Source organism: Hymenobacter caeli (genome assembly GCF_013294115.1).
In the GTDB taxonomy this organism is placed as follows: Bacteria; Bacteroidota; Bacteroidia; order Cytophagales; family Hymenobacteraceae; genus Hymenobacter; species Hymenobacter caeli.
On record NZ_JABSNP010000002.1, the window covers coordinates 52,375 to 65,354 of the forward strand.

A 12,980-nucleotide genomic window follows, 5' to 3' on the forward strand; every position below is an offset into this window, starting at 1 on the left:
GCTGGTTTTAGGGCCCCGGGCTACTTTTTTAGCCCCAGCCGGTAGTGCAGGCGCAGGCTGATTTGGTGGTGCCGGCCAAAGTCGGTAGCGGCGGTGGGCTCCAGAATGAAACTGCTGTTGGCCAGGCGGATATTGGCCGCCGCGAAGCCCAGCGTGGAATTGACCGGGCGCTCGTCATTGGGACTATAAAGACCGGCAAAGGTGTTGCTGGTGGCGTCGGTGAAGGCCAGGCCGGCCACCACGGTACTCGCTCTGCTGGCCCCCAGCCCCGTGCCCAGGCCCACGCGGTAGAGCAGGTTGCCCACCCCGCCCGCGCCGTACCCAGCATCGGCCTGGACGAACAGCCGCTGGCGGTTGCCTATCCACACCTGCACATCGGGCAAGGCCCGCTGGACCGTTAGCACCGAGTCGCCCCGCCGGGCCTGGTTGTTGAGCAAGTTGCCCGCATGGAAGCCGAGGTGATAGCCGAAGCCAATGCGCGCCCTCGGTTCGGTCGAGCCCTCCACGTAAGGGTTTATGTCGAAAAGATTGTAGTCGTGGGTGTAGGGCACAAAACTGGTTTGTAAAGGCCCGTCGCCGGGTGTTTGCGGGGCGGCCCCCACGTGGTCGGTGCCCGTCCAGGCCCCAAGCCCCGCAGTACTCACAAAGCCGCGTCCCCCGGGCCTGAGCTGCACGGCTACTTGCCCACCCACGGCCCGGTAGCTGTGCAAGTAACCGGTCCGTTGGGCGGTGGATGAGCCGCCCCCGCCCCCGCCGCAGCCCCCGCCGCTGGGGTAAGACGGGTAGTCAAAGTCCTGGTCAAAAGTCCCTTGCGACGCGCCCACCGAAAAGTCGATGAACCGCGCCGAATCCTGGCGCGGGGCCGGGGCCTGGCTCATCAGCACGAGCAGGGCCAGGGCCCCGGCGAAGGCCAGCCGGGGCTGCCCGCGCCACCCGGCCGCGGCCAGGGCCGGCCACCCGGCGGCCGCTTCGGCCAGCAGCAGGGCCCCCAGCGCCGCTTGCAGCACCCGAAACTCGGCCCCGGTGAGGGCGTGCGGGGCCAGGGCGGCCGTGAGAACCAACAGGGCCGCGGCCCCGGCCAGCTGCCGCGCCGGCTGCGGCGCATCGGGCGCAGCCGCCCGGGCCACCGGAAAAACCGTGCCCCACCAGCACAGCAGCGCCGCGCCGGCCAGGTGCAGCAGCCCCGCCGCCAGCACGCCCCACTGGAGGGCCAGCAGCCGCACCCCGGCCAGCACCAGCGGCTGAGCCCCCAGGGTTTGGCTGGCCGGGTCGCGCCACTGACACAGTGCACCCCAGGCCAGCAGCAGGGCCCCCGTGCCCAGTAAGTAGCGCGTGCCGGCCGGCCAGGGGCGGCGGCGCGTGGCCCACGTGGCCCCGGCCAGCGCCAGGCACACGAGCAGGGCGTACAACTGCGTGGGCACCACCGGCAGCGCGTGCGGGGCCCCGGCGGGCAGCAGGCCCCGCGCCACCTGGGCGGCATAAGGCGCGGTGCCGGGCCCGAAGCTGATACCCAGGCCGCCGCCGCCCGCCCGCTCGCCCCAGCAGCAGCCCGCCGCCAGGCAGCCCAGGCACTGCACGGCCAGCCCCGCCGCCAGGGGCCCCACAAACGCGTCGAACGCCGCCCAGCCCAGGCCTAGCCAGCGCCGCAACGCCCACAGCGTCAGGCTACTGGCGGCAATGCCGCCCAGGGCCGAGCGTACCGGGTAGGCCCCCAGCGCCGCCCCGCCCCGCCACAGCGCCGGCCAGTCGGCCAGCGGCAGCACCACCAGCTTGCAGCCTACTACAAAGGCCAGCAGCGTGACCGCCTGCATCAGCAGCCAGGGGCGCAGCGCGAAGCCGCGCCGCCGGCCTTCCAGCAGCAGCAGTGCTTGGTACGTGGCCACGGCCAGCAGGTAGCAGGCGGTGTAGTGGCCGGGCCGAAAAACGGCGGGCAGCTCGAAGGTAAAAGCGGGCATGGGACGAAAATGAGGAATGGAAGGCGCTGAAAGGTAGCGTCCACCATTTCGCAAAGTCAACCCAAAAAGTGCAATTAGCAGACCCGATAATGGGCTGATTTCAGTAAACAAAATGCTGACTAGTAAAATATTGCACGATAAAAATCAGACTTTAAAATTTGATGAATCTGACCCTGATAGGGCCCGGTGAAGGATGCCTTCGGCGCTGCCGGGGCCTACTTTACACGTCTGTTTAGATTTATTCTTAATAAACCTTGCCGGTTGGAATACCTCCCCGTACTTTTGCGGTTGTTTAGAACAAGTATAAATAGTCATGCGCCTTTCGTTACCCTTCGCCCTCGCTTTGACCGCCGCAGCGGGCCCCGCGCTGGCCCAGCAGCCGGCCCCCGCCCCCCAGCGCCTCGACGAGGTGCGGGTGCTGGGCCTGAACTCCAAAAATGGCCTCGGCAACCTCGGGCAGGTGAACGGGGCGGTGATTTACGCCGGCAAGAAAACCGAGGTGCTGGTGCTCGACTCCCTCGACGCCAACGTGGCCCAGAACAACCCGCGCCAGATTCTGGGGCGCATCCCGGGGGCCAACTTCTCCGAAACCGAGGGCGCCGGCTTCCCCTCCAACGGCTTCGGCCTGCGGGGCCTCAACCCCGTGCAGAGCATCGAGATGAACGTGCGCCAGAACGGCTACAACATCACGGCCGACCTCTACGGCTACCCCGAAACCTACTACCAGCCCGCCATGGAGGCCGTGGAGCGGGTGGAGGTGACGCGCGGCGCGGCCTCGCTCCAGTTCGGGCCCCAGTTTGGCGGGGTGGTGAACTACGTGATGCGCCGGGGCCCCGAGGACAAGAAATTCGAGCTGAACCTGCGCCAGACCGGCGGCTCGTTTGGCCTGGCCAACACGTTCACGAGCGTGGGCGGGCAAGTCGGTAAGCTCAACTACTACGCCTACGGCCAGTACCGCCGCCAGGAAGGCTGGCGGCCCAACTCGGCCGTGAGCCAGGTGTCGGCCTTCGGTGGCTTGCAGTACCAGGCCACCGGCAAGCTGAAAATCGGCCTCGAATACTCGCTGCTGCGCAACAAGATTCAGATGCCCGGGGGCCTCACCGATTCGCTCTTCTACGCCAACCCGCGCCAGAGCACCCGGGCCCGCAACTGGCTCGACAGCCCCTGGAACATCCTGACCCTCACGGCCGATTACCGCCTGTCGGACCGTACGCTGGTGACCTTCAAGGCCGCGGGCAACCTAAGCGCCCGCCGCCTCGTCTGGCGCAACGAGGACGGCGGGGCCGCCGCCCTGGATACCATTGACCGGGCCACGGGCCAGTACGTGCCGCGCGAGGTGGAGAACGAGCAGTTCCGCAGCATTACCAACGAGCTGCGGGTGCGCACGGACTACAACTTTTTGGGCCGCACCAGCACGGTGGCCTACGGGGCCCGCTACTTTGCCGGGCGCATGCACCGGCAGGGCGGGGGCCCCGGCTCGACGGGCTCCGATTTCGACCTGGGCCTGTACGGCGGCGGCTACGAGTACGACTTCGCGTTCCGCACCCAAAACTTCGCGCCCTTTGCCGAAACCGTGCTGCGCTTCACCGATAAATTCTCCGTTACGCCGGGCGTGCGCTACGAGTTCATCAGCTCCAAAGCCACCGGCTACCAGGTGCAGGACGACGGCCTGGCCCAGTACACGAACGAGCTGCGCTACCGCTCGTTCGTGCTCTTTGGGGCGGGGGCCCAGTACCAGGCCACCGAAAGCACGGCTTTCTACGCCAACGTGTCGCAGGCCTACCGGCCGGTGGATTACTCGGCCTTGCAGCCGTTCGGCGTCACCTCCAAAATCGACCCCAAGCTAAAGGACAGCAACGGCTACAACGCCGACCTGGGCTACCGCGGCACCGTGGGCCAGTGGCTGAACTTCGACGTGGGCGGCTTTTTCCTGCGCTACAACCGCCGCATTGGCACCATCGGCCTGACCGACCCGGTGACCGGCAACGACTACGCCCTGCGCACCAACGTGGCCGACTCGGAGCACAAAGGGGCCGAAACCTACGTGGAAATCAGCCCCTTGAAGCTGCTGCAAACCGACAGCCGCCACCGCCTCAGCCTCTTCAACTCGTTTGCCTACGTGGACGCCCGCTACGTGAGCAGCGAGTTCAAGGGCAACCGGGTGGAGTACGCGCCCCGCACCATCGAGCGCGTGGGCCTTACCTACGGCTACGGCCCGGCCAGCATCACCGGCCAGTTCAGCCGCACCGGCGACTCGTTTGGGGAGGCCAACAACCTCGTGGCGCCCAGCAACGACGACCCGCTGCGGGGCCTCGTGCCGGCCTACTCGGTCTGGGACGTGTCGGGCACCTACCGCTTCCCCAACCGCATCGAATTGAAGGCCGGCGTGAACAACCTTACCGACGCCCGCTACTTCACCCGCCGCACCGACGAGTACCCCGGGCCCGGCATCATCCCCAGCATCGGCCGCTCGTTCTACGCCACGCTGGCCGCCCGGTTTTAGGGCCTGGTTGCTGGGCCGTCATGCTGAGCCTGTCGAAGCATCTCTCCCGCAGCAGTAAATAAACCGATTGGATTAGTTGAGCAGTAGAGATGCTTCGACTGCGCTCAGCATGACCGCTTTTAGCTTATTAAAGTAGCGAACACCAAGCACCACCATGAAACTATCCATCCTCGCGCTGGGGGCCCTGCTGCTCGCCGGCTGCAACAAGGAAATTATCGACCCGCAGAACACCGCCATTGGTTCGCCCGGCTACAACGCCGCCGGGCTGCTCGCCAACACGGCCAATACCGTGATGGTGGCCAACTACCGCGACCTCGACCAGCAGGCCGCCGCCCTGCAAACGGCCGTGGGGGCCCTGGCCGCCGCGCCCACGGCTGCCACCCTCGACGCCGCCCGCCAGGCCTACCGCGACGCCCGCCTGCCCTGGGAAAACACGGAGGCCTTCGCCTTCGGGCCCGTCAGCACCCTGGGCCTCGACGCCGTGCTGGACACCTGGCCCCTGAACCGCGTGGACCTGGCCACCCTGCTCGCCAGCGCCGACCCGCTGACCCCCGCCAGCCTGGCCCGGCTCGACGGCGGCCTCCAGGGCTACCACCCCGTCGAGTTCCTGCTTTTTGGGAAAGACGCCGGCAAGGCCCTGGCCGATTTTACGCCCCGCGAGTACCAGTTCCTGGCGGCTTCGGCCCAAAACCTGAAGGCCAACACCGCCCGGCTGCTGAATGCCTGGGTGCCGGGCGGCGGCAACTTCGCCGCCACGCTGGCCACCGCCGGCCCCGGCAACGCCGTGTACCCCAAGCAGAAGCAGGCCGTGCAGGAGCTGCTCGATGGCCTGACGGGCCCCGCCGATGAGCTGACGAACAGCAAAATCGAAACTCCACTGGCCAAGCAAAGCACTGAGTACGAGGAGGCCGAGTACAGCCAAAACTCCAAGGCCGAGTTCACGGCCAACCTCGCCGGCATCGAGAACATCTACAACGGCCGCTACGGCTCGGCCGGCACCGGCGCGGGCTTTGGGGCCCTGGTGGTGGCCCGCAACCCCACGCTCGACGCCCGCTTCCGTCAGGAAGTAGCCGACGCCAAAGCGGCCATCAACGCCCTGCCCGGCCGCTTCGACCAGGCCATCATCCAAAACCCCGCCGCCGTGCGCGCCGCCCAAGCCAAAGTGCGCACCGTGCTGAACACCCTGCAAAACGACTGCGCCCCACTGGTGAACGCGCTGTAAAGCTGGCCGCCAGGCCGACCCGGGCTGCCGGCGTTGTAGCCGGCTGCCCGGTAATCGCCAGGGCCCCTGGGTTAATTAATACCCATTAGGGGCCCCAGAAAGCCCACACAACGCCGCAACGATTAGCGGGCGGCCGGGCTACAACCCCGGCCGCCCGCCCCGCCTGCCAACTGATAAACCCACCAATTATGCTTGCTCCGCGTTTCTGGTTATTCTCAGCCGCTGCCGCCACCCTGGCCCTCACCGGCTGCTCCAAATCGGCCGACGAAGCCGCCGCGCCCACCGTCGCCGCCACGGACCCCACCACGGCCGGCGGCGCGGCCACCGTGGCCAGCGCCACCAGTAATGCCTACTCGCTGCCCGCCCCCAACCTAAGCGCGGCCTCGTTGCAGCTGCACCTGGCCGGCGACCAGAATTTCGAGCGGCGCTTCGTGACGGGCACCAGCGCGGCGGTGGGCGGCGGCCTGGGGCCCCTGTTCATCAACGCCAACTGCACCGCTTGCCACGTGCGCGACGGCCGCGGCATGGCCCCGGCCAGCCCCACCGACGCCGTGCAGATGCTCTTCCGCCTCAGCCTGCCCGGCCAGGACGCGCACGGCGGCCCGCTGCCCGTGCCCGGCTTCGGCGACCAGCTCCAGAACCGCGCCATCGTGGGCACCGCGCCCGAAGGCCAGCTCAGCATTAAGTACGTAGAGCAGCTGCGGGCCCTGGCCGACGGCACCTCGGTGGCGCTGCGCCAGCCCACCTACGGCATCGACGAGCCGTATATGCCGCTGCCGGCCGGGGTGCTGATTTCGGCCCGGGTGGCCCCGCCGGTGTTCGGCCTGGGCCTGCTGGAATCGGTGGCCGAGGCCGATATTTTGGCCTTGGCCGACGAGAACGACGCCAACGGCGACGGCATCTCGGGCCGCCCCAACTACGCCTGGGACGTGGCCAGCCAGACCACCAAGCTCGGCCGCTTCGGCTGGAAAGCCAACCAGACCAGCCTGCGCCAGCAGGTGGCCGCCGCCTACAACGGCGACATGGGCATCACCAGCAGCCTGTTTCCGCTGGAGCCCGCCGCCGGCCAGACCCAGGCCGGCAACGCGGCCCCCGGCAGCAGCGCAGTGGTCGATTTGCCCGACGACGAGCTGGCCAGCACCAGCTTCTACGTGCGCACGCTGGGCGTGCCCGCCCGCCGCGACGTCGCCCAAACCCAGGTGAAGCTGGGCAAAACGCTGTTCGTCAGCGCCAAGTGCGCCGCCTGCCACGTGCCCACGCTGCGCACCAGCGCCCAGGCCGGCCTGCCCGCCGAAATGGCCGGCCAGAACATCTACCCCTACACCGACCTGCTGCTCCACGACATGGGCCCCGGCCTGGCCGATAACCGCTCCGACTTCCGGGCCACCGGCCAGGAGTGGCGCACGCCCCCGCTTTGGGGCCTGGGCCTGAGCGCCACCGTGAACGGCACCACCACCTTCCTGCACGACGGCCGCGCCCGCTCCCTCACCGAGGCCATCCTCTGGCACGGCGGCGAAGCCCAGCCATCGGCCGATGCCGTCACCAAAATGAGCACCGCCGACCGCACCGCCCTGCTGGCGTTTTTGCAGTCGCTGTAAAGAAGGACATGGGAAAGCGCCTCACCCCCCAGCCCCCTCTCCGAAAAGGAGAGGGGGTGCGTTCAATAAGCGGTTAACCAGCAGCTATCAGTTCCGTCTCCCCCTCTCCTTTTCGGAGAGGGGGCCGGGGGGTGAGGCGCTCCCCCGGGTCATTTAGCAGCTTCCAGTTCTTGGGTCGCCCCATCTTCCCCAAATTCCAGCAGGTTCTTCACCATGCCCTTGAAGATGATGCCGTGGAAGGGCAGCACCGAGTACCAGTACAGGCGGCCGGCCAGGCCCTGGGGGCGGTAGGCGGCCAGCTGCTCCAGGGCGTGGGTGCCGTCGGCGTTGTCCACGATGCGGAACTGGAGCCAGGCCTCGCCGGGCAGGCGCATCTCGGCGTAGAGCAGCAGGCGCCGGGTGGCGCGGTCGGCCACCAGCACCCGCCAGAAGTCGAGCGGGTCGCCGGCCCGCAGGCGGCTGGGCGAGCGGCGGCCCCGGCGCAGGCCCACGCCGCCTACCAGCTTGTCCATCAGGCCCCGGATGCGCCAGAGCCAGTCGGTTTTGTACCAGCCCCGCTCGCCGCCGATGCGCCAGATGTTGTCGAGCACCTCGGCCACGGGCCGCGTGAACGAGCGGATTTGCCGGTCGAAAAACATCCCGTTTTTGGGGATTTGGATGGCGTCCATGTAGTTCTGGCGCAGGGTGCCGCTGCTCATGGCGTCGCTCCAGCTGCTCACCACCTCGTTCTGCTCGATGCGCTGAAAGGCCAGGGCCAGGGCCTCGCGGTAGCTCATGCACGGGTGCGGCACCACGCGGGCAATGCTGCGCGCCGGGTCGGCCACGGTGTCGTTCTTCAGGCTTTCGACCAGGCTTTGGGCCAGGGAAAACGAAGTGCTGGTGACCAAATATAGCCACCACGACGAGAGCCGCGGCGTGAGCACGGGCACCGTCACAATCCAGCGCTTGTAGCGGCGCTGGGCGGCCAGGCCCAGCAGCATCTCCTTGTAGGTCAGGATGTCGGGGCCCCCCAGGTCGAAGCTCTGGCCCAGGCAGGCGGGGTTATCAAGCACGGCGGTGAGGTAAAACATCACGTCGCGAATGCCCAGCGGCTGGCAGCGCGAGTTCAGCCAGCGCGGCGTCACCATCACCGGCAGCTTCTCCACGATGTCGCGGATAATCTCGAACGACGCCGAGCCCGACCCGATGATGATGCTGGCCCGCAGCACCGTGAGCTGCGCCTTGGCGGCCCGGCCCAGCACGTCTTCCACGGCGCTGCGCGAGCGCAAGTGCACGCTCAGGTCGTGGTCGTTGGCGATGCCGGAGAGGTAGATGACCTGCCGGGCCCCGGTGCGGTCGAGGTACTGCGCGAAGTGCCGGGCCGAGTCCTGCTCCAGCTGAAAAAAGTCCTGGCCGTGCCCGCTCATCGAGTGCACCAGGTAGTAGGCCGCGTCGATGTCCAGGGGCAGGTCGGCCAGCGACTCGGGCCGCAGCAGGTCGCCCGCGGCCACGCTCACCTGGGCGCGCAGGGCCTCGGGCAGCGTGTCGGGCAGGGCAAAGCGGCGCGGGTCGCGCACGAGGCACACCACCTCGTGGCCGTCGGCCACCAGCCCGGGCAGCAGGCGCTGGCCAATGTAGCCGGTGGCCCCGGTGAGCAGGATTTTCATGGGCTGGGCGGAAACCAGGTAGCGGGAAGCAACTTGCGCGGGCAGAGGCCGGGCCTCCGCATTTAAGAACGTAAGAATGACCGACTTGTTTTGAACCCGCCCGCCCCGCCAGGCCGCGCCGGGCCCCGCGCCTCATCGCCGGAAAAAAGTACCTTTGCCGCCATGAAACACCTTCACCCGCTGGCCGTTGCGGCCGCTGCCCTGCTGCTGGCCCCCGCCGCCCACGCCCAAGCCAAGCTCAACATTCCCCAGGCCAGCCCGGCGGTGCGCGTCCGGCAGGCGTTTTCCACCTCGTTCATCGAGCTGAATTATTCGCGGCCCTCGCTGCGCGGGCGCGTGGCCTTCGGCGGGCTGGTGCCCTACGGGCAGGTGTGGCGCACCGGGGCCAACGCCGTCACCACCATCCGCTTCGGCGAAGAAGTGAAGGTGGCGGGCCAGGCCGTGCCGGCCGGCACCTACGCCCTGCTGGCCATTCCCGGCAAAACGGACTGGACGTTCGTGCTCAACCGCGACACGGCCCAGTGGGGGGCCTACGCCTACCGGCCCGGCCTCGACGTGCTGCGCGTGCCGGCCAAAGCCGCACCGCTGGCCGCGCCGCAGGAAACAATGTCGCTCACCCTCGAAAACCTGCGCCCCGCCGCCGCCGACCTCGTCCTGGCCTGGGACCATGCCGCGGTAACTCTGCCCCTCACCGCCGACCCTGACCGCCTCGTGCTGAAACAGATTGCCGCCGCCATGAAAGGCGAAAAGAAGCCCTACATGGCCGCCGCCCAATACTACTACAACAGCGGCCAGGACCTCACACCCGCCCTCGGCTGGCTCGACGAATACATCAAAGCCCACCCCGCCGAGTACTCGGGCTACTACTGGAAAGCCAAGCTGCTGCAGAAGCAGGGCAAAAACGCCGAGGCCATCGCCGCCGCCAACCAATCGCTGGCCCTGGTGAAGGACGACAAAAACGAGGTGGCCAAAGCCGAGTACACCCGGCTCAACCAAGCGGTGCTGGCCGCCGCCGGCGCGAAAAAGTAAAGTGCCCCGGCCCCGCGCAAGCCGGTTCCCGGCGGGCCTGAGCGGGACCGGAAGCCGCCCCGCCCGCTGGCTCAGTGAAATCAAAGGAGCAATGGCCGAGCGTGCCGGTTAAAATAAAATAGTTACGGATTTTTATAATGATCACAATAATAAATTTGATTTAAAAAACAGTTTTTTGCCGTGAGGGGTGCCCACGGTTTTTGCATGGAATGGTTACGCCGTTTTATGAGTTAAACTTGCCGGCGCGGACGGACAGTGGTTAACGTAGCAGATGGCTATCGGTTTAAACAGATTTTAAATAGCATATTATTGGGATGTGGTGGCTGGTCAAAATAAGTGTTGCGGCCCCGCGGTAATTGCATTCTTGTCATGGTTCCATCCCCTTCTTCCAACCCGGCGCTGACCGGCGCGGCGCGGTTGGCCGTGGCACGGGCCCGCGCCCGGCGGGCGGAGGCCCGGCTGAAGGCGACCGAGGCCCGACTCGCCGCGGCGGAGGCCCGGCTACGCGCGGCGGACCTGCTGCTGGCCGAAGCCCGGCAAACCGCCCAGCGCCACGAAGACGAGCTGCTGGCGGTGGTGCAAACCCTGCCGGTGGGCCTGCTGCTGCTCGACAATAAACGGGAAGTACGGCTCATCAATCGGCATTACCAACAGCTGTTTGGGCTGACAAAGGATGCATCGAGCCCCGACGCGCGGACCAATGCGGTGGGCATCGTGCCCATCGAGCACCTGTTTGCCGACCCGGAAGCTTTTATGGCCGACGCCCAGGACCGGGACCACGCCAATCAATCGACGTTCAACGACGACTATGCCCTGGTCGACGGGCGCATCTTCTCGTTCGACTACCTGGTGCTGCCCGGCGCGGACGCGGGCCGCTTGGTGTGCTGCCGCGACGTGACGGACCAGCGCCTCGCCGCCCGGCAGCTGGCCGAACAACGCGCTTTTTACGAGGACGTGCTGACGCGCTTGCCGATGGCCGTGTCCGTGCTGGACGCCGACCTGCGGTACCGGTTTATCAACGCCGCGGCCGAGCCCACCCCGGAGGTGCGCGCCGCCCTGCTGGGCCGTACCATCCCGGAAGGCTACACGATTCGCGGCCGCTCCCCGCTGCTGGCCGAGCAGCGGCAACAGCGGGTAGAAGCGGCCCTGCGGCAGCGCCGCGAGGTGACGTGGGACGAAAAACTAACCTACGCCACCGGCGAACGCCACTGGCTGGGGGCCGCCCAGCCCTTGTTCGGCCCGGACGGGGCGCTGCGGGTGGTCGTCATTTCGGGCGTCGACATCACCGACCGCTTGCGCGTGGAGCAAAAGATGGTGCAGCAGCGCGAATTCTACGAAACCATCCTCAACGAGCTGCCGGTCGATATCGCCGTGTTCGACGCCGGGCAGCGCTACCTGTTCGCCAACCCCGCCTCGTTTGCGGACCCCGTGGTGCGGGAACAGATCATCGGCATGACCGACCGCGAGTACGTTGCCTACCGGCAGCGCCCCGCGGAGCTGGCCCTCCAGCGCGAGCAGGTATTTGACCAGGTGCTGCGCCAGCGGGCCGACGTGGTGTGGGAGGAAACGGTGCAGGGCCTCGCCGGCGTGCAGCAAAAAATGCGCCGCCTGCGGCCCGTGTTCGGGGCCGACGGGGCCCTGCGCATGGTGGTGGGCTCGGGCATCGACATCACCGAGCGCTACCTGGCCGAGCAGGAGCTGTACCGGGCCAAGCTGGCGGCTGAGCAGGCCACCCGGGCCCGGGAGACGTTTCTGGCCAACATGAGCCACGAAATCCGCACGCCCATGAACGCGGTGCTCGGCATGGCGGGCCTGCTGGCCCGCAACACCGCCCTCACGGCCCAGCAGCACGGGTTCGTGGCGGCCATCCGCACCTCGGGCCAGCACCTGCTGGGCGTGCTCAACAACGTGCTGGACGTGGCCAAGATTACGTCGGCCGGGCTGGAGCTGGAGCACGCGCCCTTCGACCTGGAGGCCACCCTGGCGGCCGCCGTGCAGATGCTGGCCCACCCGGCGGCCGAAAAAGGCCTGGCCCTGACGCTGGCCCCCCCCGGCCTGCCGCAGCCGTGGGTGCTCGGCGACGCCCTGCGCCTGAGCCAGGTGCTGCTCAACCTGCTCGGCAACGCCCTCAAGTTCACCGAGCGCGGCGGCGTGGCCCTGCGCACCTGGCGGCGGGCCGAAACCGCCACCGCCCTGACCGTCGGCTTCGCCGTGGCCGACACCGGCATGGGCATTCCGCCGGACAAGCAGGAAACGATTTTTGACAGCTTCGCGCAGGCGTCGAGCGACACCACGCGGCGCTTCGGGGGCACCGGGCTCGGCCTCACCATCAGCGGCGGCCTCGTGGAGCGGCTCGGCGGCCGCCTGCTGGTGTGCAGCGTGCCCGGCCACGGCAGCACGTTCGGCTTCACCCTCACGTTTGCCAAAACGGCCGCCCCCGCCGCCGCCCCCGCCGCCCCGGAGCCCGCCGCCGCCGCCGCCGAGCGGGCCCGCGGCCTGCGGGTGCTGCTGGTCGAGGACCACGAGATGAACCGGCAGCTGGTGCAGTACGTGCTGGAACACCACGGCCTGGCCGTGGACAGCGCCACCGACGGGGCCACGGCCCTGGCGCAGTTTGCCCGGGCCCGCTACGACGTGGTGCTGATGGACATCAAAATGCCCGACATGAGCGGCGTGGAAGTGACAACCCGCATGCGCCGCGACCCGGACCGCGCCCGCGCCCGCACGCCCATCATTGCCCTCACGGCCAACACCGCCCAAAGCGAGTACGACAAGTACCTCGCCGCCGGCATGAACGACTGCCTGGCCAAGCCGTTCGAGGCCGACGAGCTGCTGCACAAAATTGTGGCCGTGCAGTAAACGAGTGGCTGATTGTTTGGGCAGTGGTCCAAAACGGGGTGGTCCGGCGAATTGCCCGAAGGGCTTCGTCGGGCCACTCTGACTAAAAACAGCAGCCCCGGGTTAGAAATAAGAGTGGCCCGACGACGGAAAAAGTCGCCGGACCACCCCGGTTTAGCTCATCGCCGC

7 protein-coding genes are annotated in these 12,980 nt (G+C 67.8%); 5 read left to right on the plus strand and 2 right to left on the minus strand.

The features are described 5' to 3' along the window. Positions 1–20: 20 nt before the first annotated feature. On the minus strand, positions 21–1,955 hold the full coding sequence (locus tag HNP98_RS01950) for a prolipoprotein diacylglyceryl transferase family protein (RefSeq protein WP_173808371.1): 1,935 nt from the start codon (positions 1,953–1,955) through the stop codon (positions 21–23). A 313-nt stretch (positions 1,956–2,268) separates the two neighbouring features. On the opposite strand from HNP98_RS01950, the gene HNP98_RS01955 reads away from it, so the two are divergent. From HNP98_RS01955 to HNP98_RS01965, 3 genes are all read left to right on the plus strand, one after another. Further along, positions 2,269–4,458, plus strand: coding sequence for a TonB-dependent receptor family protein (locus HNP98_RS01955; protein ID WP_173808372.1), 2,190 nt, complete (start codon positions 2,269–2,271; stop codon positions 4,456–4,458). 154 nt (positions 4,459–4,612) lie between these two features. Further along, positions 4,613–5,680: an imelysin family protein gene (locus tag HNP98_RS01960; protein WP_173808373.1), complete on the plus strand. Its 1,068-nt coding sequence runs from the start codon at positions 4,613–4,615 to the stop codon at positions 5,678–5,680. A 188-nt stretch (positions 5,681–5,868) separates the two neighbouring features. After that, positions 5,869–7,278 carry a di-heme oxidoreductase family protein gene (locus HNP98_RS01965; RefSeq protein ID WP_173808374.1) on the plus strand — a complete coding sequence of 470 codons (1,410 nt, stop codon included), beginning with the start codon at positions 5,869–5,871 and terminating at the stop codon, positions 7,276–7,278. 149 nt (positions 7,279–7,427) lie between these two features. Here the strand turns inward: HNP98_RS01965 and HNP98_RS01970 are convergent, their stop codons facing one another. Continuing rightward, on the minus strand, positions 7,428–8,924 hold the full coding sequence (locus HNP98_RS01970) for an SDR family oxidoreductase (RefSeq protein WP_173808375.1): 1,497 nt from the start codon (positions 8,922–8,924) through the stop codon (positions 7,428–7,430). Between the two features lie 162 nt (positions 8,925–9,086). Here HNP98_RS01970 and HNP98_RS01975 point away from each other — a divergent pair, with 162 nt between their 5' ends. Both HNP98_RS01975 and HNP98_RS01980 read left to right on the plus strand, forming a co-directional pair. Further along, positions 9,087–9,953: a DUF2911 domain-containing protein gene (locus tag HNP98_RS01975; protein ID WP_173808376.1), complete on the plus strand. Its 867-nt coding sequence runs from the start codon at positions 9,087–9,089 to the stop codon at positions 9,951–9,953. A gap of 369 nt (positions 9,954–10,322) precedes the next feature. Then, positions 10,323–12,812 (plus strand): PAS domain-containing hybrid sensor histidine kinase/response regulator, encoded by a 2,490-nt coding sequence (locus tag HNP98_RS01980; protein WP_173808377.1) that lies wholly within the window; start codon positions 10,323–10,325, stop codon positions 12,810–12,812. Positions 12,813–12,980 lie beyond the last annotated feature (168 nt).

Coding starts and splice junctions, on each gene's coding strand:
- HNP98_RS01960 (WP_173808373.1), top strand. CDS start 4,613: ATGAAACTATCCATCCTCGCGCTGGGGGCCCTGCTGCTCGCCGGCTGC.
- HNP98_RS01965 (WP_173808374.1), top strand. CDS start 5,869: ATGCTTGCTCCGCGTTTCTGGTTATTCTCAGCCGCTGCCGCCACCCTG.
- HNP98_RS01970 (WP_173808375.1), bottom strand. CDS start 8,924: ATGAAAATCCTGCTCACCGGGGCCACCGGCTACATTGGCCAGCGCCTG.
- HNP98_RS01975 (WP_173808376.1), top strand. CDS start 9,087: ATGAAACACCTTCACCCGCTGGCCGTTGCGGCCGCTGCCCTGCTGCTG.
- HNP98_RS01955 (WP_173808372.1), top strand. CDS start 2,269: ATGCGCCTTTCGTTACCCTTCGCCCTCGCTTTGACCGCCGCAGCGGGC.
- HNP98_RS01950 (WP_173808371.1), bottom strand. CDS start 1,955: ATGCCCGCTTTTACCTTCGAGCTGCCCGCCGTTTTTCGGCCCGGCCAC.
- HNP98_RS01980 (WP_173808377.1), top strand. CDS start 10,323: ATGGTTCCATCCCCTTCTTCCAACCCGGCGCTGACCGGCGCGGCGCGG.